At 63.3% G+C, this 22713-nt stretch carries 16 protein-coding genes; 7 read left to right on the top strand and 9 right to left on the bottom strand.

The window, feature by feature from the left end:
- Positions 1-11: 11 nt before the first annotated feature.
- From DK391_RS21920 to araD, 5 genes are all read right to left on the bottom strand, one after another.
- A complete protein-coding gene (locus tag DK391_RS21920; RefSeq protein WP_275426829.1) occupies positions 12-1214 on the bottom strand; it encodes a porin in 1203 nt (400 codons plus the stop codon).
- Between the two features lie 145 nt (positions 1215-1359).
- Positions 1360-2721 carry a sugar porter family MFS transporter gene (locus DK391_RS21915; protein WP_109480082.1) on the bottom strand — a complete coding sequence of 454 codons (1362 nt, stop codon included), beginning with the start codon at positions 2719-2721 and terminating at the stop codon, positions 1360-1362.
- Positions 2722-2848: 127 nt separating this feature from the next.
- Entirely contained in the window at positions 2849-3622 is a 774-nt protein-coding gene (locus DK391_RS21910) for an SDR family oxidoreductase (RefSeq protein WP_109480081.1), read from the bottom strand.
- Positions 3622-4443, bottom strand: a complete 822-nt coding sequence (locus DK391_RS21905) for an aldolase/citrate lyase family protein (RefSeq protein WP_109480080.1) — start codon at positions 4441-4443, stop codon at positions 3622-3624. The genes DK391_RS21910 and DK391_RS21905 overlap by 1 nt, the downstream gene beginning before the upstream one ends.
- 21 nt (positions 4444-4464) lie before the next feature.
- On the bottom strand, positions 4465-6195 hold the full coding sequence (gene araD / locus DK391_RS21900) for an L-arabinonate dehydratase (RefSeq protein ID WP_109480079.1): 1731 nt from the start codon (positions 6193-6195) through the stop codon (positions 4465-4467).
- 141 nt (positions 6196-6336) lie between these two features.
- On the opposite strand from araD, the gene DK391_RS21895 reads away from it, so the two are divergent.
- The 5 genes from DK391_RS21895 (at position 6337) to DK391_RS21875 (ending at position 13146) form a co-directional block, all read left to right on the top strand.
- On the top strand, positions 6337-7380 hold the full coding sequence (locus tag DK391_RS21895; RefSeq protein WP_109480078.1) for a LacI family DNA-binding transcriptional regulator: 1044 nt from the start codon (positions 6337-6339) through the stop codon (positions 7378-7380).
- A gap of 43 nt (positions 7381-7423) precedes the next feature.
- Positions 7424-8593, top strand: a complete 1170-nt coding sequence (locus DK391_RS21890) for a mandelate racemase/muconate lactonizing enzyme family protein (RefSeq protein WP_109480077.1) — start codon at positions 7424-7426, stop codon at positions 8591-8593.
- 132 nt (positions 8594-8725) lie between these two features.
- The gene (locus DK391_RS21885; RefSeq protein ID WP_109480076.1) at positions 8726-9619 is read left to right on the top strand and encodes a LysR family transcriptional regulator; all 894 of its coding nucleotides are present in this window, start codon (positions 8726-8728) and stop codon (positions 9617-9619) included.
- A gap of 95 nt (positions 9620-9714) precedes the next feature.
- Positions 9715-11673, top strand: coding sequence for an aconitase family protein (locus DK391_RS21880; protein WP_109480075.1), 1959 nt, complete (start codon positions 9715-9717; stop codon positions 11671-11673).
- Positions 11674-11703: 30 nt separating this feature from the next.
- On the top strand, positions 11704-13146 hold the full coding sequence (locus tag DK391_RS21875; protein ID WP_109480074.1) for an MFS transporter: 1443 nt from the start codon (positions 11704-11706) through the stop codon (positions 13144-13146).
- 30 nt (positions 13147-13176) lie between these two features.
- On the opposite strand, the gene DK391_RS21870 is transcribed toward DK391_RS21875, so the two are convergent.
- On the bottom strand, positions 13177-14082 hold the full coding sequence (locus tag DK391_RS21870) for a LysR family transcriptional regulator (RefSeq protein ID WP_109480073.1): 906 nt from the start codon (positions 14080-14082) through the stop codon (positions 13177-13179).
- A 101-nt stretch (positions 14083-14183) separates the two neighbouring features.
- Between DK391_RS21870 and DK391_RS21865 the strand changes: the two genes are divergently transcribed.
- Entirely contained in the window at positions 14184-17780 is a 3597-nt protein-coding gene (locus tag DK391_RS21865) for an indolepyruvate ferredoxin oxidoreductase family protein (RefSeq protein ID WP_109480072.1), read from the top strand.
- A 493-nt stretch (positions 17781-18273) separates the two neighbouring features.
- Positions 18274-20487: a TonB-dependent siderophore receptor gene (locus DK391_RS21860; RefSeq protein WP_109480071.1), complete on the top strand. Its 2214-nt coding sequence runs from the start codon at positions 18274-18276 to the stop codon at positions 20485-20487.
- Here DK391_RS21860 and DK391_RS21855 read toward each other — a convergent pair.
- From DK391_RS21855 to DK391_RS21845, 3 genes are read right to left on the bottom strand one after another with little or no spacing between them, the layout of a single operon-like run.
- Positions 20439-22073, bottom strand: coding sequence for a PepSY-associated TM helix domain-containing protein (locus DK391_RS21855; protein WP_109480070.1), 1635 nt, complete (start codon positions 22071-22073; stop codon positions 20439-20441). The genes DK391_RS21860 and DK391_RS21855 overlap by 49 nt on opposite strands.
- Positions 22074-22078: 5 nt before the next feature.
- On the bottom strand, positions 22079-22384 hold the full coding sequence (locus DK391_RS21850) for a hypothetical protein (protein ID WP_109480069.1): 306 nt from the start codon (positions 22382-22384) through the stop codon (positions 22079-22081).
- Positions 22381-22656 (bottom strand): hypothetical protein, encoded by a 276-nt coding sequence (locus DK391_RS21845; protein WP_109480068.1) that lies wholly within the window; start codon positions 22654-22656, stop codon positions 22381-22383. Before DK391_RS21845 ends, DK391_RS21850 begins: the two co-directional genes overlap by 4 nt.
- Positions 22657-22713: the final 57 nt, after the last annotated feature.

Raw genomic sequence — 22713 nt, 5'->3', positions numbered from 1 at the left:
CGAGACGGCGGTCAGAAGCGGTGAATCACGCCAGCGGCAACCGTCACCATGCTGCGCGACGACGACGGCGTCGAGTTGAAGCCATCGCCGATCGTCGCCGTCGCGGGAATGATCGATACGCCGTTCGAACCTAGCGTCTGGCCGTTGGCGCGCTGATACGCCTGCAGCATGTAGATGCCCGTGCGCTTCGACAGGTTGTAGTACTCGGCCAGCGATCCCTGCTGATACTGCGCACCATTCGTAATGCCGTTCGCCTTGCTCGCGCGCGTGTAGCTGTAACCCGCCGCGAAATCCCACACGGTCGCAACGCGCACATGCGCAACAGCACCGAACGTGTTCCACACGCCCAAGGACTTGAACGACGATCCGATGCCGGGAATGTACTGCACGTTGGAATACGAAAACGACACGTCGAAGTTCTGCGTGAACGAATAGCCGCCCGTCACCGCAATACGCTGCTGTGCCGCCGACGTCTTGTATCCGTTGGTGACGGCCGAAATGCCCTGCTCGCCCGCTGACGATGCCGTCGAATTCACGTCCCACGCACCGCCGCCTGGCGTCGCGTTGTTGAAGCGCTCGATACCCGCGCCGATCCCAAACGCCCCGAGCTTGTATTGCAAGCCCGCACTCCAGCTCGCTCCCGTGTTGAGACTCCCCGGCACGCCGCCCAACGCATAGGAGCCGCTCGCAGTGAGTCCGTAGAAATTCGCTGTCGTGTACTGAACCGTGTTACTCGTCTTGTAGATCGTGTCGAAATTGTCGAGATCGCCGGGATGCGCGCCGGAGAAACCCGTCAGCCAGTTGGTCGGCGACCACGGCGCGATCATCCAGTAGTACGAGGTCAACTGGCGCCCGAGCGTCAACGTGCCATACGCCGGATGCGTCAAGCCGACCCACGCCTGCTGGCCGAACATCGCGTTCGCGAATTGCGCATTGCCGTTGCCCGAATTGAAGCGCGACATCAGGTTGAAAGTCGCGGCGAATCCGTCGCCCAGATCTTCGCGGCCGCGCATGCCGAACTTGCTGCCATCCCATGTGCCGGGTGCCATCTGGATGTTGTGCTTGCCGTTGCTGGTTGAGCCAAGCGTCGTCTGGCTGTTCGACCAGGCGATGGCATTGTCCATCACGCCATACAACGTGACGCTGTTTTGCGCCTGCGACAGGTTCGGCATGACCGCGAAGCACGCTGCCGACACGCCTGCCACCAGCCTTATTTTTTCGTTCACAACTGTCTCCTTTGTTTTTTATCAGCCGTTGCGCGACCACGTCATCGAGTTAGCGCTAACACGAAAAGACGCAAGTCGCGGCGGCAAACCGGGTGCAACTAGAACAGGAAAGCGGATTGGGTCAGCAGCATGGTCAGCCTGCGCGCTGTTCGATTTCTTCGAGACTCAAACCTGCCGTCTCGCGGATCTGGAAAATCGCGAACAGGAACGCTATTACGCAGCACGCGGAGAACACGCCGAAGGCCGATGCAGCGCCCATTTCAAGCAATGCCGGAAACGTCGACGCGACGATGAAGTTCATCAGGAACATAGCCAGTGCAGCGAAAGACATGGTGCGCGCGCGAATCCGCAGCGGCAGCAGTTCCGGCATCATCACCCAGACGAGCGGTCCCCAGCTGAACGAAAACGCTGCCTTGAAGACGGCCAGCGCACCCACGGCGATCACGCTGCCGGTTGCGGTCGCTGGTCCGCCGAAGTGGAACACACAACCGAGCGTCGCCATGCTTGCGCCCATCACCAGCGCGCCGCCGATCAGCAGCGGGCGCCGTCCAACGCGATCGACCACACGTGCAGCGAAAATCGTCATGAAGATGGACAGCACGCCGAGGCCGACGCTGTTCAGCAGCGCCGTCGATTCGCCGAAACCTGCCGCGCGCAGAATGGTCGGCGCGTAGTAGACGATGGTGTTGATGCCGAGCGCCTGTTGCAGCACGGCGAGTCCGAACACGCTGATGACCGTCGGACGCAACGCTTTCGACTTCAGCACGTCGATCAGGCGCACGCTCGAAGCGCTTTCGCTGGCCTGTTGAATCTCGCGCAGCGATTGCGCGGCATCGGCGGGCGTGTTGGTGATTTCGAGCACGCGGCGCGCTTCATCGACGCGTCCCTGACGCACGAGCCAACGCGGCGAATCGGGTTGAAACATCATGCCGAAAGTGAGGAACACCGACGGCACGGCCGCGAGGCCGAGCATCCAGCGCCATTGCCCGTGCGCGGCGAGCAGATAGCACAACACATAGGAAATCAGAATGCCCGAAGCAATGGCCAACTGGTTCATCGACGCCAGACCGCCGCGTATATGCTTCGGCGCGATCTCCGACAGATACAGCGGCACCTGCACTGTCGACACCCCGATCGTGATGCCGATCAGCACGCGCGCGGCGATCAGCGTCAGCGGGTCCGGCGCCAGCGCGGACAAAATCGACGTGACGATAAACATCACGCCCGCGCCGATCAGCATCTTGCGCGGACCGAAGCGATCAGCGAGGCGCCCTGTGCCGAATGCGCCGATCATCGCGCCCAGCAGCAGTCCGCCCACCACCATGCCTTGCAACTGCGCATTGAGCGCCATGTCCTTGCGGATAAACAGCAGCGCACCCGCGATCACGCCGCTGTCATAGCCGAACAGAATGCCGCCCAGTGCGCCGAACACGTAGGCCATGCGCGCGCGGTTGCGCGATCTTGCGGGAACATAGGTCAGCGTTTCGGTTTCCATGTGTTGTCTCGCTCATGTGTCTTTTTAGCAGGCTTTTCGCCCTGATATGTCGATGCAAACTGCTTTGATTGCTCGAACGGGCGCGTGTCGGCCCGCAAGGTCTCCTCCTGGAAAAAACCGCAACGCGCTATCCGACCACGGACACCTGCGCCAGACCGGCATCGACGATCATGTTTTGTCCCGTGACAGCCGCGGCCTGATCGGACGCGAGAAAGACGACCATATCGGCGATATGCTTCGTCTCGACGGGAAACTTCAGGCACTGCAACTCGATAAAGCGTTTCGCGTCTGCCGAATCGAACCACAGCGCCTGTTGCCGCTCTGTCAACACGGGGCCGGGCAGCACCGCGTTGACGCGGATATTGTCACCACCGAGTTCACGCGCGAGCGTCCGCGAAATGCCGCTGATCGCGGCTTTGGCCGCCGTGTAGGCGATCAGGTTGGGACGCCCGCGCAGCCACGAAATCGACCCCATGTTGATGATCGCGCCGCCGCCCGCGTGCGCCATGCCAGGCGCGACGCGCTGCGCCGCGAACACGTGATGCGTGAGGTTTGTATGGATCAGATCGTTCCAGCGTTCCGGCGTCAGTTCCTGCAACGCGCAGCGGTCGTCGCGGCCCGCGTTGTTCACGAGCACGCGGATCGGGCCGAGCGCCTGCGCGGCGGCATCCAGTACCGATCGATACGCAGCGACGTCGCGCACGTCGCAACGCGCGAACCACGGACGCGATGCGGCCGGATAGCGTTCGCACAGCGCGAGGCCCGCGGCTTCGTCGAGATCGCAGAAGGCCACGCGGGCGTGCTGCGCGACGAACGCATCGACGAGCGTCGCGCCGATCCCCGACGCGCCACCCGATACGAACACAACCGTGTTCTCCAGCGAGTGATAGATCGCGCTCATCAGTAGGCCACCTTCAGCGGCGCGTTGTCGGTCTGTCCTTTCATGCGCGCGAGCACCGACTTCGCCTGCTGCATCATGAACACGAGATCCGAACCGACGGCGACATAGTCGTAACCCATATCGACGAAACCCTGCACCATCTCCGGCGTCGGCCCGAGCGTGCCAACGGGTATGCCCGCCGCACGGGCGCGCTGCGCGGCAGAGCGCATCAGCGTCTGCACGCGTTCATCCTGCAAATTGCCGATGCAACCAAGCGCTGCCGACAGATCGCCAGGACCGATAAAGAGCGCATCGACGCCTTCCACCGCCGCAATTTCTTCGAGCCTGTCGATGGCTTCAGGTGTCTCCAGTTGCACGATGCACGTCGTCAATTCGTTGGCGCGCTTGCCGTACTCGCTGAACGTGCCATAGCGGCTCGCGCGATGGATGCCCGCAAAACCGCGCTGCCCAAACGGCGGATATTTCGCCGACGCAACGATCCGGCGCGCCTGCTCCGCGCTTTGCACATACGGAAACATCAGCGTGCGCGCGCCGAGATCGAGCGCCCGCTTGACCAGCGCGGGATCGTCGCTGCTCGACACGCGCACCACGGGCATGGCTGGCGTGCAGTCCACGGCCTGCAGCATCTGCCACATGTCGCGGAATTCGATCGGACCATGTTCCATGTCGATCAGCAGCCAGTCGAAGCCGGCATGGCCGAGCGCTTCCGCATTGCTTGCAGTGCCCGCCATCAGCCACGTGCCGAGCGGCGCGGTGGATCGGTCGAGCAGCGCGCGAAACGGGTTCACGTCAGCGTGGTTATCGGGTTGATGCTTGCTCATTGAAAACCTCAGGTTCGGGTATCAGTAGATCGACGGCTCGACAGGCGGATGCCATCCCTTCAGAAAATCGAAATCGCATCCTTCGTTGGCCTGCGTGACGTGCTCGAGGAAAATCTTCGTATAGCCACGCGGCGGCATGTTGATGGCGGGTTGCCATTGCGCGCGGCGTGCGTCGAGTTCTTCGTCCGTAAGGCGCACGTCGAGGCGTCCAGCGGCCACGTCCAGATCGATGATGTCGCCGGTACGGATCAGCGCGAGCGGACCGCCCGCTGCCGCTTCGGGCGCAACGTGCAGCACGCAGGTGCCGTAGTGCGTGCCGCTCATGCGCGAATCGGAGACGCGCACCATGTCGCGCACACCTTTTTCCAGCAGCTTTTGGGGAATCGGCAGATTGCCCCATTCCGGCATGCCCGGCGCGCCAAGCGGGCCGCCGTTGCGCAGCACGAGCACGGTGTTTTCGTCGACGTCGAGTTCGGGATCGTTGATGCGCGCGTTCAGGTCCGCCATCGAATCGAACACCAGCGCGCGGCCACTGTGCTTCAGGAAATGCTCGCTCGCGGCACTTGGCTTGATAACGGCACCCGAGGGCGCGAGGTTGCCGCGCAGCACGGCGAGTGCGCCCGCGTCGCTGACAGGCTGCGCGACAGGACGCACGACGTCGTCATCCTCGCACTGCGCGCCTTCGAGGTTGTCGCCGAGCGTGCGGCCATTCACTGTCATGCAATCGAGCGACAGGCCCGCATGAATCCGCTGCAACACGGCCGGCAAGCCGCCCGCGTAATAGAAGTCTTCCATCAGGCTCGTGCCGGACGGCAGGATGTTCGCCAGCACGGGCACACCTGCGCCGAGACGCTGGATGTCGTCGAGTGTGAGCGGCACGTTGCCACGGCCCGCTATCGCGATCAGATGAATCGCCGCATTCGTCGAGCCGCCGATCGCCATGTACGCGGCGACGCCGTTCGCCACTGCCTTTTCGTTGAAGAATGTGGATGGCTTCAGATCCTCCCAGACCATCTCGACGATACGCGCGCCGCTCGCCGATGCCATGCGCGTGTGCGCGGCATCCATCGCGGGAATGCTGGCCGCGTTCGGCAAGGTGAAGCCCATCGCTTCGGCGATCAGCGTCATCGTGCTCGCTGTACCCATCGTGTTGCAGGTGCCGGGCGTGCGCGCCATGTGCGATTCGAGCGCGATCCATTCGCGCCCGCTCAGATGACCCGCCTGCCGTTCGTCCCAGAACTTGCGCGTGTGGGTGCCCGCGCCGACTTTCTCGCCGCGATAACGGTCGTTCAGCATCGGCCCGGCCGGCACGAAGATACACGGCAGATCGGCGCTCAATGCACCCATCAGCAAACCTGGCACCGTCTTGTCGCAACCGCCCAGCAGCACCGCGCCGTCGATGGGGAGCGAGCGCAGCAACTCCTCGACTTCCATCGCAAGAAAATTGCGGTAGATCATCGTGGTCGGCTTGACGAGCACTTCGCCGAGCGACATCGCGGGCAGCTCGAACGGCATGCCGCCCGCCTGCAGAATGCCGCGTTTCACGGCCTCGGCGCGCTCACGCAGATGCGCATGACACGGCGACAGATCGCTCCACGTATTGACGATCGCAATCACCGGGCGCGACATGAATTCCTCGCGCCGCAAGCCCATCTGCTGCAAACGCTGCCGATGCGCGAACGATCGGGTGTTGTCGGGCGCGAGCCAGCGCTGGCTGCGGAGATCTTCGAGACGCTTTCGCTCTTTGTTCACGTGTGACCTGCTTCGATTGGCGAAACCCGGCGGATCGCCGCCGCGTTTTCAAGATAAAGGATGATGTTAGCGCTACCTTGAGATAGTATTCGTTAGCGCTAACGCAGAGTCAATCGAACCTGGTTAAGGATTTCCCTGGTCATGAATCAGTCAGCCCGCAAGCGTCGCGGATCCGGCCGCACCACATTGCACGACGTCGCCGAACTGGCGGGCGTATCGGCGATGACGGTCTCGCGCTACTTCAGCAACAAGGACAGCGTCGGCGTCGACATGCAAAAGCGCATCACGGCTGCCATCGAACAGACGGGTTATGTGCGCAACGTGTTTGCGGGTTCGCTGGCTTCCGCGCGCGGACGTTCGATCGGCATGGTGATTCCGCACATCTCCGGCGGCGTGTACGCGGAAACGGTGCAGGCGGTGACGGACACCTTGCGGCCGTTCGGCTATCAGTTGCTGCTCGCATCGAGCAACTATTCGACCGACGAAGAGGAAGCGGCCGTGCGCGCGTTTATCGGCTGGGCGCCTGCCGCCATCATCCTCACCGGGCAGAAGCGCTCGCGCAAAACGACGGATCTGCTCGCGAGCACGGGCATTCCCGTGGTCGAAACCTGGGCGCACAAGGCGAAGCCGCAGCATATTCAGGTGGGCTTTTCGAATCCGTCGGTGGGACGCGACTGCACGCGTTATCTGTATGAACGCGGCTATCGGCGCATCGTGTTCGTCCATCCACAGCGCACCGACGACGTCGGCGCGAACGATCGCGCGAGCGGCTATGAAGCCGCGATGCGCGAACTCGGCCTGACGCCGGCCACGTTTCGCCCGCAATCGGAAGTGCTGCTCGATGCGGGCATGGAAGCGTTCACGACGCTCACGAGCGGACGCAAGCCCGCCGAAGCCATCATCTTCCCGAACGACAATCTCGCAGCGGGCGCGCTGCTCTATGGCCTGCGCGAAAAGATCTCGATTCCCGACACCTGCGCAGTGATGGGATTCGGCGATCTGTCGATTGCCGACAAGCTGGTTCCTTCGCTGACGACCGTACGCCCGCCGCGCTACGAGATGGGCCGCATCGCTGCGTTGCGCGTGATCGACCTGATCCGCGCGCTCGACGAAGATGCGCCCGTCGATACGATCGAGCGCGACAACCTGTTGTCGTATGAGATCGTCGAACGCGAAAGCGCGTGACGCGGTTTGTCCGTTTGCCCCGATAAGAAGCGAGACACGTTTGATGAGCTATCCCGAACACGATCACCCTTCCCTGTCGTCTGTCGACATCGAACGCGTCGAGAGCTATGTGCTGCGCTATCCCATCGCGACGCCCGTTCAGACTTCGTTCGGCATCATGCGAGACCGGCCGGCACTGTTCGTCAAGGTGACGGGCCGCGACGGCGCATCGGGATGGGGCGAAGTGTGGTGCAACTTCCCGTCTTGCGGCGCGGAGCATCGCGCCGCACTCGTGCAGACGGTGATGGCGCCGTTGCTCGAAGGACAGCGCGTCGTGCATCCCGCTGCGATGTTCGAACATCTGACACAACGCACCGCCGCGCTCGCGTTGCAATCGGGCGAACACGGTCCCATTGCGCAGGTCATCGCCGGCATCGATCTCGCGCTGTGGGACTTGCAGGCGCGGCGTGCCGGCTTGCCGTTGTGGCGGCTGCTCGGCGGCACACGCGACGAGATCGGCGTCTACGCGAGCGGCCTCAATCCGACGGGCGCCGCACCTGTGGTCGCCGAACGTCTCGCGCGTGGCTTCAACGCGTTCAAACTCAAGCTCGGCTTTGGACGCGAACGCGACGCAGCGAACCTGCACATGCTGCGCGAGATCATCGGTTCAGAGCGCCGTCTGATGGCCGATGCGAATCAGGCGTGGGATCTCGACACCGCGCTCGCAATGGCCGATGTGCTCGACGCCCACGCGCTCGGCTGGATCGAAGAACCGCTGCGCTGCGACCGCCCGCTGACCGAATGGCAAACGCTGAGCGCGCGCCTCGCCACGCCCATCGCGGCGGGAGAAAACTTCGCCAGCGCCGCAGCGTTCGATGAAGGCATAACAGGCGGCGCACTCAGCGTGATTCAGCCCGACTCCGCGAAGTGGGGTGGCATTTCCGGCAACTGGCGGGTGACGCAGGCGGCGCAGGAAGAGGGTTTGACGTACTGTCCGCACTATCTCGGCGCGGGCGTGGGCTTGCTGGCGTCGGCGCATCTGCTCGCTGCAGCAGGCGACAGCAACGGGCGCGGCCTGCTCGAAGTCGATGCCAATCCCAATCCGCTGCGCTCGCTGCTGTGTGGCCCAATCGAAAGTCCTGTCGATGGCCGCGTGCGACTTGGCGATGCGCCGGGTATCGGCATCACGCCGGACATCGACGCGCTGCGTCGTGAGATTGCGCTGGCGGGCTAGCGCGCGGGTTCGCGTGCGTTGCACTCGCGCAGGCCAGCATGCCAAAGCGACGCTGTTAATATGCCCGGAGACGGACGGCCTCATCACGTCCGCACAACAAGCCACGAACACGTCGACAAGATCCCCGTCAGCATGCGAATCGATCCGTACAGCCTGGAGCTGTTCATCTCCGTCGTGCAGGAAGGCTCGATCGCACGGGCGGCGAGTCGCAATCACATTGCGCCTTCGGCGCTGAGCCGACGCATCGCCGATCTCGAGGCTGCGATGGGCCTGCCATTGCTGATCCGCTCGCCGTCAGGCGTCGAGTTGACGGAGGCCGGCCGCCACGCTTTCTCGCGCGCGGCATCCTTGCACGACCAGTTGCAGTCGCTCGCACGCGAGGTGCAATCGCTCAGCGGCCAGGTGGCCGGCGTCGTGCGTCTGTATGCCAATGCATCCGCGATCGTCGGCTTTTTGCCCGAGCGCCTGAAAGCCTTCCAGGCGCGCTTTCCCCTCGTGCAGATCGCACTCACGGAAGACATCAGCGACGAAGTGATCCGCGCCTGCATGGATGACCGCGCGGACGTCGGCATCAGCGCGAGCGGCAAGATTCCCGGTGGCCTCGATTCATGGCACTTCGCCGACGATCCGTTGATGGTCGTGCTTCCGCCCGATCACGAACTGACCGCATCGGACGCGCTGACTTTCAGCGAAGTGATCCGTTTCCCACTGGTCGCGTTGCAGGCGGGCGGCTCGCTGGATCAGACCTTGAAAGAGCGCGCCGATGCCGCTCGCACGCCCCTGAATGTCTCCGTCACGGTCAACAGTTTCGATGCGCAATGCCGGATGGTCGAAGCGGGACTCGGCATCGGCATCGTGCCGACCAGCGCCGCGTCCGCGTTCGCCGGATCGCGCGGTTTCGTGCGAAGGCCGCTCGATGAAACATGGGCGCGTGGCCGCACACTGCGAATTCATGCGCTGAAAAAATCGTCGCGGCTGAAAGCCGTGCAGGCGTTGATCGATTCGCTCGCGCACGCCGAGGGTTAACGCGGACATCGCCATTCGCGATGTCCCCTTTGCCGATCGAGCACTTCTGCGTCAATGCCATCGCCGTCTAGATTTCCCTTTGAAGGAGAAATCAGATGGCAACACTGGAATTGACAGGCCGGATACTGTTTCTTTGCGACGACCCTGAACGGATCGCACGGCAACTCGAAGGCGTCGATCTGACGCAAGCATCGGCGGGAACGTTGCGCGACGACGTCTCGACAGACGAAATCACGCCGATGAGCGTGCTCACCCGCTTCGACGAGCGCCTTGGCCGCTTCCCTTACGTCGGTTTCCGCGCGGGCGATCGCAATCCGATTGGCCCTGACGCAATACGCGACGGCGGGTTTTGCGTCACCGTCGCGGGCAACCGGTACGGCAAAGGTTCGTCGCGCGAACACAGTCCGCTCGCGGAATACCGCGCGGGCATCCGGCTCGTGATCGCGCGAAGCTTCGAACGGATCTATCGGCAGAACGCGGATAATCTCGGCCTGTTCACGTCGACGGATTTTGGGTTGATCGAACGCATTGCGCGCGGTGAGCCAATCGACATCGACGAACTGGTTGCATCCCGCGACAACCTGTCCGCGTCGATTCTGCGCAGCGGCGGACTGCTGCGCTATGGCGCGCAGCACATGCGGCATGTCCAGCCCGCCGCCGCACGCGTGGATAACACGCCACGTACGCTCGCGCAAAAGATTCTGGAGCGTCACGCGCTTCGCACGGAAGGCACGGGCGATTCGTTGACGCCCGGCGCCGGTGTGTTCGTTCGTGCCGATCACCGCTTTATCCACGAGTACTACACGGGCATGGCGACGCACATGCTGCACGCCACCTTCGGCAAGCCGCTGACGCTGCATCAGCCCGACACCATTCTCACGTTCGAAGACCATCTCTCGTATTCGCACAAGAGCGAACTGCACGTGCGAAACGGCCTGCTGCCCGATGTGCGCGAACTGTCGGCGGCGCACCGGCAATTCGCTGACGACTACGGTCTGATCAATCACGGCTACCTGAACACGAACGGCGACGCCTCGGCGGAAGGCTCCGAAGGCATCTCACACGCGATGATGGCGGAACGCTACGCGCTGCCGGGTCAACTGATCGTCGGGACGGATTCGCATACGCCGCATAGCGGCGCGCTGGGTTGCGTCGCGTTCGGCGTCGGCACCACCGATATGGCCAATGCGTTCGTCACGGGCGCGGTACGGATGACCGTGCCGCAATCGCTGCGCATCGAATTCAACGGCGACGTCCCGCCCGGCGTCACGGCGAAAGACCTCGCGCTGCATCTGCTCGCCGATCCACGCATCCGTTCCGGCGCGGGCGTCGGCAAGATATTCGAGTTCACCGGCTCCGCGATTGCCCAACTGACGACCGACGAGCGCGCGACGCTCACCAACATGACGGCGGAACTCGGTGGCTTCACTGGCATCGTCGCGCCCGACGCGGAAACGGTCCGCTTCCTGAAAGAACGGCGCGGTATCGACTTCGTCATCGAGCCGTGGATGTGCAGCGACGCGGGCGCAGCCTATGCCGACGTGATCGCAATCGACTGCTCGCGTATGTCGCCGATGCTCGCCGCACCGGGCGATCCCGGCAACGGTGTCGCGCTGCGCGATCTTGCGCAGCGTCCGCGTATCGAGATTGCGTATGGCGGCTCGTGCACGGCGGGCAAGCGCGAGGACTTCGATCACTACCACGCGGTGCTCGCATGGGCCGCCGCGCGCGGCATGCGCGTGCCATCGGGCGTGAAGCTGTATCTGCAGTTCGGCACCTCTGACGTCAGGGACTATTGCGTGCGGCGCGGCTATATCGAAGCGTTCGAACAGGTCGGCGCGATCCTGCTGCAGCCGTCGTGCGGCGCCTGCGCGAATTGCGGACCGGGTTCATCGACGGATGCGAGCCAGGTGACGATCAGCGCGATCAACCGCAATTTCCCCGGCCGCTCCGGACCCGGCCAGGTGTGGCTCGCCAGCCCGCCGACCGTCGTGGCGAGCGCATTGGCGGGCCGGATCGCCTCGTTCGCGGAGTTGCAGGAACAGCACGCATGACACATTCAAACTACGAGACAGGAGACAGACATGGCCATTCTGGAGGGCGCATCCGATCTACGCGCCACTGACGTTCCATCGCGGGTCGAGACAGCGTCGGCAGCCGCTGCGGGCGCGATTTCGGCGCGCCTCGACCGGCTTCCCGCGACGCGCGCGGTCTGGAAGCTGATCCTGCTGCTGAGCCTCGGCTTCTTCTTCGAACTCTACGATCTGCTCTTCACCGGCTATATCGCGCCGGGTCTCGTGAAGAGCGGCATTCTCACGCCGACCACCACGGGCCTGTTCGGCACGTCGGGCGTCGCGAGCTTTATCGCCGCGCTGTTTTGCGGGCTGTTCGTCGGGACGGTAGCGTGCGGCTTTCTGGCGGACCGGTTCGGCCGACGCGCGATCTTCACGTGGTCGCTACTTGCGTATGTCGCCGCGAACACGGTGATGGCGTTTCAGGACACGGCGGCTGGCCTGAACTTCTGGCGCTTCGTGTCGGGCATGGGGATCGGCGTCGAGTTGATCACGATCGGCACCTACATGTCGGAACTCGCGCCGAAGCATCTGCGCGGCAGGGCATTCGCGATCTGTCAGACGATCGGCTTTTCGGCCGTGCCCGTCGTTGCGTTTCTGTCGTGGCTGCTGGTACCCAAGGCACCTTTTGGCGTGGACGGCTGGCGCTGGGTCGTGCTGCTCGGCGGCATCAGTGCGCTGTTTGTGTGGTACTTCAGAAGAAACCTGCCGGAAAGTCCGCGCTGGCTCGCGGGCAAAGGCCGGCTTCGCGAAGCCGACGAAGTGCTCGCCCGACTCGAAGCACAGGTCGCGCAGCAACACGGACAGCCGCTGCCCGAGCCGGGACCGGCCGATCCCGTGCCGCGCAAGGCCGAATTCGGCGATATGTGGAAACCGCCATATCGCAAGCGCACGGTGATGCTGATCGTCTTCCACATCTTCCAGACCGTCGGCTTCTTCGGCTTTGCGAACTGGGTGCCAACGCTGCTCGTCAAACAGGGCATCACGGTGACGTCGAGTCTTCTCTATACGACGGTGATCGGACTCGCTGCGCCGCTTGGGCCATTGCTCGGCTACTGGATTGCGGATCGCTTCGAGCGCAAGCATGTGATCGTCTGCATGGCCGCGCTCAATATCGTGAGCGGGCTGCTGTTCAGCCAGGCGTCGTCGGCGGTTTCGATCGTGATACTCGGGGTGCTGCTGACGCTGGCGGGCAACATCATCTCGTTGACCTATCACGCGTATCAGCAGGAACTGTATCCAACGGCGATCCGTGCTCGTGCGGTGGGCTTCGTCTATTCGTGGAGCCGGCTCTCTGCCGTGTTCAGTTCGTTCGTGATCGCGTTCATGCTCAAGGATTTCGGCGTGGCAGGCGTGTTCGTTTTTATCGCAGGCGCAATGACGCTCGTGATCTTCGTTATCGGCTTGATGGGGCCGCGGACGCTCGGCAGATCGCTCGAAAGCATTTCACATTGACTGATGCGAGGCGCGTGCGGGCGGTATCGATCAAGTCCCGCACGCGTGAATCAGAAACTGCTGTAACGCCGCCGCCGGCCCGCTCAACTGCGCGCCCTTCTGCCAGATCATGCCTGCGTCCATCTGCGGCACGGTGTCGAGAATGGGCCGCGCGTCGATCCGCTTGCCTTCCAGCGACCACGGACGAAACACCATATCCGACAGCACGGTCACGCCGAAACCATGCGCGACCAGCCCGCGCAGCGCTTCCATCGAACTCGTGCGAAACGCGATATTCGGCTGGATGTTTTTCTTCTTCCAGTAGCGCAAGGTGGACTGCTCGCCTTCATCGACGGTAATCAGGATGTACGGATGTGCGGCGATGTCCTTCAGCGACGGCGAATCCACCTGCGCCAGCGGGTGCGACGGCGCAACCCACAATTGCCGCCGCGAGCGGATCAGCACCTGGCTGCCGAAGCGGCTGAGCTTGTCGATATTCGATAGCAGCACCACGCCGATTTCCACCTCGCCATCGAGCACCGCCCGTTCGATATCCGCCCGCTCCATGTCGCGCAGATCGAATTCGATAAACGGATACGTGGCCCGAAAGCGCGCCAGCAGTTCCGGCAGGAAATAGCCGAGCACCGTGTACGAAGCAGCGATGCGCACTGTGCCGCGCATATCGTGCGAGCGGAACGGCGGCTTGTGCACCGCATCACGCGCCGCGTCGAGCACGCGCCGTGCGTGGTTGTAAAAATCCTGCCCGTCGGGCGTGAGCGTGACGCCCTGCGGCAGACGCTCGAACAGACGCGTGCCGAGGCCGCTTTCCAGCGCCAGCACGGCATTCGTGATCGCCGATTGCGACACATGTTCATTCGCCGCCGCCATCGAGAACTGGCCTGTTTGCGCTGCCGCCACGAAGTAGCGCAGCTGCCGGAGTGTGAGATCGAACGCCATCTGATCTTCGAATACCAGAATTGTCTATTTGTGATTTTACGATAGCAAATTGGCTTCCTATACTCGGCTGAAAAATACGATTCCCCGGAGACAGCCCTGCCATGAATGCGCCCGATCTAGCCATTGCATCCGATCTAGCCGCCGAAACGCCCGACTCGTCGTCCGCGCCCGTCACGCTCGACGACAAATACACGTTGGAAAAAGGCCGCGTCTACATCAGCGGCACGCAGGCGCTGGTGCGTCTGCCGATGCTGCAAAAAGCACGCGATCTGAAAGCCGGCTTGAACACGGCAGGCTTCATTTCCGGCTATCGCGGCTCGCCGCTCGGCGCGCTCGATCAGTCGCTGTGGAAAGCGAAAAAGCATCTGCACGCCAATGACATCGTCTTCCAGCCCGGCGTGAACGAAGACCTCGCCGCGACGGCTGTCTGGGGTACGCAGCAGATCAATCTGTGGCCGGGCGCGACGCGCGACGGCGTGTTCGGCATGTGGTACGGCAAAGGTCCGGGCGTCGACCGAACGGGTGACGTGTTCAAGCACGCGAATTCGGCAGGCAGCGACGCGCGCGGCGGTGTGCTCGTGCTGGCGGGCGACGATCACGCGGCGAAGTCGTCGTCGGTGGCGCATCAGTCGGAGCATGCGTTCATCGCGGCGGGCATTCCCGTGCTGTATCCCGCGAACGTGCAGGAATATCTCGACTACGGGCTGCACGGCTGGGCGATGAGCCGCTATTCGGGCCTGTGGGTCGCGATGAAGTGCGTGACGGACGTGATCGAATCGACGGCGTCGATCGATCTCGATCCCGATCGCGTCGAGATCGTCACGCCGACCGACTACGCAGTGCCCGAAGGCGGCCTGAATATCCGCTGGCCCGATGCGCCGCTCGCGCAGGAAGCGCGGCTGCTCGACGAGAAGTGGTATGCGGCGCTTGCTTATGTGCGCGCGAACAAGCTGAATCGCGTGGTGATCGATTCGCCGACGCCGCGCTTCGGCATCATCACGGCGGGCAAGGCGTATCTCGATGTGCGCCAGGCGCTGAGCGATCTCGGCCTCGATGAAGACACGTGCGCGCAGATTGGCTTGCGCGTGCTGAAAGTGGGCTGCGTGTGGCCGCTCGATGCGCAGGACGCGCGCTCATTCGCGACAGGTCTGGAAGAAATTCTGGTGGTCGAAGAGAAGCGCCAGATTCTCGAATACGCGCTGAAGGAAGAGTTGTACAACTGGCGCGAAGACGTGCGCCCCAAGATCTACGGCAAGTTCGACGAGCGCGATAACGAAGGCGGCGAATGGTCGGTGCCGCGCGGCGACTGGCTGCTGCCCGCGCATTACGAACTGTCGCCCGCGCTGATCGCGAAGGCGATCGCGCGGCGTCTCTCGCGCGCCGATCTGCCCGACGACGTGCGCGCCCGCATGCTCGCGCGCGTCGCGATTATCGAAGCGAAAGAGCGCGAAGCGGCGAAGCCGCGCGTGTCGGTCGAGCGCAAACCGTGGTTCTGCTCGGGCTGCCCGCACAACACATCGACGAATGTGCCTGAAGGCTCGCGCGCGCTGGCGGGGAGCGGTTGCCATTACATGTCGATGTGGATGGATCGCAAGACAGAAACCTTTAGCCAGATGGGCGGCGAAGGCGTCGCGTGGATCGGCCAGATGCATTTTTCCGGCGACAAGCACGTGTTCGTCAATCTCGGCGACGGCACGTATTTCCACTCCGGCCTGCTCGCCGTTCGCGCGGCTATCGCGGCGAACGCGAACATCACGTACAAGATTCTCTATAACGACGCCGTCGCGATGACGGGCGGACAGCCTGTCGATGGCGTGCTGACGGTGCCGCAGATCGCGCATCAGGTTCACGCGGAAGGCGCGAAGCGCATCGTCATCGTCACCGATGAGCCGGAGAAGTATCACTCGGGTATCGTGCTGCCGGCCGGTGTCGATGTGCATCATCGCGATCAGCTCGATTCCGTGCAGCGCACGTTGCGCGAGATGCAGGGCACGACTGTGCTGATCTACGACCAGACCTGCGCGACGGAGAAGCGCCGGCGGCGCAAGCGCGGTGCGTATCCCGATCCGGCACGCCGTGCATTCATCAACGACGCCGTGTGCGAAGGCTGTGGCGATTGCTCGGTGCAATCGAACTGCCTGTCGGTCGAACCGCTCGATACGCCGCTCGGCACCAAGCGCAAGATCAATCAGTCGTCGTGCAACAAGGATTTTTCGTGCGTGAAGGGCTTTTGCCCGAGCTTCGTCACGGCGGAAGGCGCGCAATTGCGCAAGCCGAAGGCAGCATCCGGCAACGGCGCTCGCACGGAAGATTTCGACACGCTGCCGATGCCCTCGCTGCCTGCACTCGCGCGGCCCTACGGCATCCTCGTAACGGGTGTCGGCGGCACGGGTGTGGTGACGATCGGCGGGCTGATCGGCATGGCTGCGCATCTCGAGCGCAAAGGCGTCACGGTGCTCGACATGGCCGGTCTCGCGCAAAAGGGCGGCGCCGTGCTGAGCCACGTGCAGGTTGCGTCCACGCCCGACGCGTTGCACGCGACGCGCATCGCGACGGGCGAAGCGCGGCTCGTGATCGGTTGCGATGCGATCGTGTCGGCATCGAACGATGTGCTGTCGCGCACGCAGCACGGCGTGACAGTTGCCGCCATCAACAGCGGTGCAACGCCGACGGCCGATTTCGTCAAGAACCCGAAGTGGGCCTTCCCCGGCACGCAGACGGAAGCCGGACTGCGCGACAGCCTCGGCGACGGCTGTGCTTTCATCGATGCGAACGCGCTCGCGTTAAAGCTGCTCGGCGACACGATCTACAGCAATCCGCTGCTGCTCGGCTATACATGGCAAAAGGGCTGGCTGCCGCTGCAACTGTCGAGCCTGCTACGCGCGATCGAACTGAACGGCGTGTCGGTCGAGAAGAATCAGCAGGCGTTCAACTGGGGCCGTTACATCGCGCATCATGGCGATGCCGCTGTGCAGACGCTGCTGAAGCCCGCTGTCGCGCAGCAGGCGATCGTGATGCAAATGCCCGAATCGCTCGACAAGCTCATTGCATCGCGCGAGACGCTGTTGACGGCGTATCAGGACGCGGCATATACGCAGCGTTATCGGCAAGTGGTTGAAAAGATTCGCGCGAAGGAAACGCAGGTTGCGGGCAATGCGAAGTTGCCGCTCACGCGGGCCGTCGCTGCCAACCTTGCGAAGTTGATGGCCTACAAGGATGAGTACGAAGTCGCCCGCCTGTATGCCGATCCCGCTTATCTGGACAAACTGCGCCAGCAGTTCGACGGCGAACCGGGACGCGATTACAAGCTGAACTTCTATCTCGCGCCGCCGCTGCTCGCGAAGCGCGACGAACACGGCAATCTGCAGAAAAAGCGCTTCGGTCCGTGGGTGCTGCCTGTGTTCCGCGTGCTGGCGCGTATGAAGGGATTGCGCGGCACGGCGCTGGACGTGTTCGGCAAGACGGCCGAACGGCGCGGCGAGCGTCAGCTGATTGCGGAGTACGTCGCCATGGTCGACGAATTCTGCGCGACGCTCGATCTCGACCGGCTTCCCGTGGCGCTCAAGCTCGCCAACCTGCCGGACGATATTCGCGGCTTCGGCCACGTGAAGGAGCGCAACGTGCTGGCAGCGGCGAAGAAAAAAGAGCGCCTGCTCGACGCGTACCGGACGCCGCAGAAGCTGACTGCCAGCGCGTGAAATCGACGGGCTGACTGTCGGCCCGACGCAAATCCAGAGGACGAAAAGAAAAAGCCCACCGAGTTGGTGGGCTGAATCCATATCAAGAGGAGACATGGAGGAGACAGTTCTAAGTATAAACCCCTATCTCATTAATGCAAGCGTTTTTGTGTCGCAGCAACAACGCTTGTCTCATCTGCCCGACGGCGGGGAACGGCCAGTGCCGGTTCCGCACTGCCGTTGCAGGGCGAAGCAAGCCTGCTTCCAAGCCGCAAACCGCCGCCAGCGTCGCCATCGCGCCACACACCACACGCCAGCCCGTTGCACCAAAGCAACGCTTTCCGCATCTTCCCGCCGCGATTATTGAAATCGCATATGCGAATCATTCTTATTTGAATAGAATCGCTTCACCCGCCAGCATCCGTCTATACGACGACCGCTTCGCGCCACATACAAGCAGTTGACGCCCCGCCGTCACGCCCCAAAAAACAGTTTCATCCAGGGATTGGCCATCATGCCTACCAATGTTTCGTCGCGTCCGCGCGTGCGGCCGCTGCACGCCGCTGTCCGTCATCTGTTCGCCTTTGCGGCCTTGCCGCTGACGATGGGCATCGCCATCAACGCCCACGCGCAATCCGCCACGCCCTCAACCGGCGCCGCCGACAGCACCACGCTGCCCGCCGTCAAGGTGCAAGGCCAGGCGGACACGCTGCCCGGCGATTTCGCGCCGACTTATGGCGGCGGCCAGGTTGCGCGCGGCGGCCAGTTCGGCGTGCTCGGCAACCAGAAGAACAGCGACGTGCCGTTCAGCATGACCAGCTACACGGCGAAGGCGATCCAGGATTCGCAGGCGCAGAGCATCGGCGATCTGCTGTCGCACGATCCGGGTGTGCGTCCGGCGTATGGCTTCGGCAATTTCTCGGAAGTGTTCGTGATTCGCGGCTTCCAGCTGAATGGCGACGACGTGTCGCTGAACGGCCTGTACGGCATCACGCCGCGCCAGCTCGTTTCCGTGGATGTGCTCGAACGCGTCGACGTGTTCAAGGGCGCGAATGCGTTCCTGAACGGCGCGTCGCCGACCGGCTCGGCGATCGGCGGCGGCATCAACCTCGAACTGAAGCGCGCCGACGACAAGCCGCTCACGGAAGTGACGGTGGAAGGCACGGCGTCCGGCCAGATCGGCACGCATGTGGACGTGGGCCGCCGCTTCGGCAGCGAAGGCCAGTTCGGTATCCGCGTGAACGGTTCGATCGACGGCGGCCAGACCAGCATCGACGACGAATTCCGCCATAACCAGACCACGGCCGTATCGCTCGACTGGCGCGGCGACAAGCTGCGTCTGTACGGCGACTTCCTGTACCAGCGCAAGAACATCGATCAGGGCCGCTCGACCGTCTCCGTATCCGGCGACATCGTGCCCGAGCCGCCGTCGGCGACGCACAACTTCGCGCAGCCGTGGACGCAAAGCACGCTTGAAGACACGGTCGGTATCCTGCGCGCCGAATACGACTTCCTGCCAGGCTGGACGGCGTATGCAAGCGGCGGCGTGCATCGTTCGCATGAAGACGGCACGTACTCGTCGCCGACCTTCAACGCGCTCACGGGCACGACGGCCACGCGTGGCGACGTGCTGCGCACGACCAACGCGGAATCCGCCGAAGTCGGCGTGCGCGGCCGCTTCGCGACGGGCCCCGTCACGCATATGGTGTCGCTGGGTGCGGCGATCACGAGCCTGGTCGACCGCGAAGCGTTCGCCTTCAGCAGTTCGTTCCCGACCAGCCTGTATGGCGGCGGCATCGTGCCGGAACCGGCAGCGAATGGCTTTGTCGCGGGCAGCTTCGCCGATCCGAATCTCGCCGATCAGATCCTCACGAAGAGCGTGGCCGTGTCGGATACGCTCGGCTTCCTGAACGACCGCGTGCTGTTCACGATCGGCGCGCGTCACCAGCAGCTGCATCAGAACAACTACACGGTCGGCACGGACCAGATTTCGAGCACGTTCGACCAGTCGATCAACACGCCGATCTTCGGCCTCGTCGTCAAGCCGACCAACGAAATCTCGCTGTTCGCCAACCGCGCCGAATCGCTGGCTGCGGGACAAAGCGCGCCGTCGACGGCAGCCAACGTCGGCCAGACGCTCGCGCCGAATCGCACGAAGCAATATGAAGTGGGCGCGAAGTACGACACGAACCACTTCGGCGGCGAACTGGCGCTGTTCCAGATCGAGCAGCCGGTGGCCTACACCGACGTGACGACCAACATCTTCGGCACGAACGGCACGCAGCGTCACCGCGGGATCGAGTTGTCGGTGTATGGCGAGCCGATCAAGGGCGTGCGCCTGCTGGCGGGCGCGTCGCTGCTCAACGCGAAGCAGCTCGACACGAATGGCGGCGCGACGGATGGTTATCGTCCGATCGGCGTGCCGGCGTATCTGTTCAATATCGGCGGCGAATACGATCTGCCGTGGGTGCCGGGCCTGACGTTCACGGCTGCATGGGTCCACACGGGCAATCAGTATCTGGACGCCGCGAACAAGCTGTCGATTCCGGCGTGGGACACGTTCGATATCGGCGCACGCTACACGACGACCGTCTTCAAGCACACCACGACGTTCCGCGCGACTGTCGAGAACATCACCAACAAGTCCTACTGGTCGTCGACGACGGGCGCTTACCTGACTCAGGGCAAGCCGCGCACGTTGCTGATGTCGTTGACCACGGACTTCTGACGCGAGCGGTCGAACCAGACGCTGTCGGTGCGCCCCATCGATACGCGTCTGGCCGTCGCGCGCCACATCCACGCATAGCAGGCAGCGCCCAAAGCAGCGACGATATCGACGGCGAACGAGCCGTCAGCGCTGCCTGCCCATCCGATCGTCGACGGGAAAAGCCAGCCGGCCAGACTCGTCAACGGCAGCGCAGCCGTTGCAATGACGGCAAGCAGCAGCAGTTCAACGGCTGCACGCGGCGCACCACGCAAAAACGCCCACGCGATGCACACCAGAAACACCGTGTAGTAAATCGACGCGTGCCACTGGTGCATATCCGCGACATGGCCGTTCAGCCACTTCGCCGCGACGATGCTCAGCGAAATGCCGTTGATGCAGCCCAGCGCGACACCTACCGTCAGCGAAGCCAGAAAACTCGCCGAACGCTTCTGCGCGACCGACTGATTCTCCGCGCGCTGTGACTTGCGACGGCTATCGATCCACAGCAGATTGCCCGAGTAAAACAGGAACGCGCCTGCGAGTCCGAGCAGGAAATAACCCCATTGAATTGGCGCGCCGCCATAGCTGCCGAAATGCAGCGCGTAGATCGCGCTGGTGGTTGCGGCCCAGTTGTCGCCGTTGCCATCGCCGGGCAGGAACTTGTGGTTCACGAACTCGCCGCTGACGGGGTCCATCAACGCGAAGCCGCCGCTGCGCGCAAGGTAATGCGGATCGTCGCCGCGCACGAATACCGTTGCGCCGGGCTGTCCCGCGCGCCGCCACGTCAGTTCTTCAGGTTCGAAGCCGGGCGCCTGCGCGCGCACCTTGTCGAGCAGCGCGGTGGGCGCGAGCAGTTTCGTCGCATCCTGATCGGCTTTTGCAGGCGCCGCGCCGAAGAACGGATTCTGCGCGACCAGCATCGGTTGCAGCTTGCCGTCGTAGATCAGCTTGTCCTGCGCGCTGTAGATGTAATCATGCAGCCCGAAGCCGACCACCGACAGCGCCATCACCAGATGAAACGGCAGGCTCAGAATGCCGACCACGTTGTGCGCATCGAGCCACATCCGTTTGAGATTCTTGCCGATGCGCAGCACGAACAGGTCTTTGATCAGCGTCGGCAGCAGCACGATCACGCCCGACACCAGCGCCAGCCCATACAGCAGCGACACCACGCCCATCACGCCCATGCCGACATTGAAGCCGCCCGGCACGCCCGCCGTCATGTGCAGCACGTTGACGAACTGCGCGACATCGGATGGATGGGTTGTCTCGACATGCAACTGCCCATTTGAATCGAACGTGGCCGTCGCGCGCTGCGTGCGGCCATGCGTCGGCCACGAGAGCCAAGCGTGATCGCGGTCATGAAAACGCAGCGACAGATATTTGCGCGCGTCGGGTTGCGTCGCGAGCACCTGCTCGATGAGCTTCGGCGATTCGTCGACGCGAATCAGCTGATGCGCGCTCGCAGGCGACGTGGTCCAGTCGATCAGCTGATCCTTGAACATCGTGACGGCACCCGCGTAAAAGCAGATGAACAGCGCGAGTCCACAGATCACGCCCGTCCACGTATGCACGGTCTTGTAGACGCGTATGAGATCGGTGCGCATGGAAATTACTTGCAGAGTTCGAAGAGTGCGAGCGTGACGACGCTCGCCGCGCCCAGCCACAGCCACGCGCGCAATCCGCTGCGAAAGAAGTACGCGGCGGAGAAAATGCCTGTCCAGACGAGCGGCACGAACAACATCGCGGTTTCGGCTTTCGCAGCGTCGATGCTCGCACTCGGCGCGAGCCGCACCAACAGGCCGCTCAGCGCGAGCGCGACGATAAATCCGCAGATCACGCCCGCTGTCGTTTTGCCGATCCAGTGTCCTTCGACTTTGGGTTTCTTCGCCGCCGTGTCGCGGGTGACGTCGCTCATCGCGTGGTTCCTGATGCGCGCCGGTTGCGCAAGGCAGCCACGAACGGAAACGCGACAAAGCCGGCCATCAGCGTCGTCACGACGATGGAAAGTGTCGCGGCCAGATGACCCTCGGCAATGCCTGGCACCAGCGACGCGCCCAGCGCGATCAACGCCAGCCGGCGCGAGAAACGCGGCCATAGCGGCGCAGCGCGCCATTGCTGACCTGGCGATCCAAGATAGAAGAGAAGCGCGCTGACAAACGCGAGCGCGACCGGCAAGAACTCGCGCATGGGCGGGACGCTAAACAAAAGAGTGTCTTAATGAGAATCATTATCATACATCAGCGG

Origin of the sequence: Paraburkholderia sp. C35 (genome assembly GCF_003121405.1) — a bacterium.
Classification (GTDB): Bacteria; Pseudomonadota; Gammaproteobacteria; order Burkholderiales; family Burkholderiaceae; genus Paraburkholderia.
The sequence above is the reverse complement of the archived record's forward strand: the minus strand, read 5'-3'. Positions and strand labels throughout refer to the sequence as shown.

Coding starts and splice junctions, on each gene's coding strand:
- DK391_RS21915 (WP_109480082.1), bottom strand. CDS start 2,721: ATGGAAACCGAAACGCTGACCTATGTTCCCGCAAGATCGCGCAACCGC.
- DK391_RS21910 (WP_109480081.1), bottom strand. CDS start 3,622: ATGAGCGCGATCTATCACTCGCTGGAGAACACGGTTGTGTTCGTATCG.
- DK391_RS21905 (WP_109480080.1), bottom strand. CDS start 4,443: ATGAGCAAGCATCAACCCGATAACCACGCTGACGTGAACCCGTTTCGC.
- DK391_RS21895 (WP_109480078.1), top strand. CDS start 6,337: ATGAATCAGTCAGCCCGCAAGCGTCGCGGATCCGGCCGCACCACATTG.
- DK391_RS21890 (WP_109480077.1), top strand. CDS start 7,424: ATGAGCTATCCCGAACACGATCACCCTTCCCTGTCGTCTGTCGACATC.
- DK391_RS21885 (WP_109480076.1), top strand. CDS start 8,726: ATGCGAATCGATCCGTACAGCCTGGAGCTGTTCATCTCCGTCGTGCAG.
- DK391_RS21880 (WP_109480075.1), top strand. CDS start 9,715: ATGGCAACACTGGAATTGACAGGCCGGATACTGTTTCTTTGCGACGAC.
- DK391_RS21875 (WP_109480074.1), top strand. CDS start 11,704: ATGGCCATTCTGGAGGGCGCATCCGATCTACGCGCCACTGACGTTCCA.
- DK391_RS21870 (WP_109480073.1), bottom strand. CDS start 14,082: ATGGCGTTCGATCTCACACTCCGGCAGCTGCGCTACTTCGTGGCGGCA.
- DK391_RS21865 (WP_109480072.1), top strand. CDS start 14,184: ATGAATGCGCCCGATCTAGCCATTGCATCCGATCTAGCCGCCGAAACG.
- DK391_RS21860 (WP_109480071.1), top strand. CDS start 18,274: ATGCCTACCAATGTTTCGTCGCGTCCGCGCGTGCGGCCGCTGCACGCC.
- DK391_RS21855 (WP_109480070.1), bottom strand. CDS start 22,073: ATGCGCACCGATCTCATACGCGTCTACAAGACCGTGCATACGTGGACG.
- DK391_RS21850 (WP_109480069.1), bottom strand. CDS start 22,384: ATGAGCGACGTCACCCGCGACACGGCGGCGAAGAAACCCAAAGTCGAA.
- DK391_RS21845 (WP_109480068.1), bottom strand. CDS start 22,656: ATGCGCGAGTTCTTGCCGGTCGCGCTCGCGTTTGTCAGCGCGCTTCTC.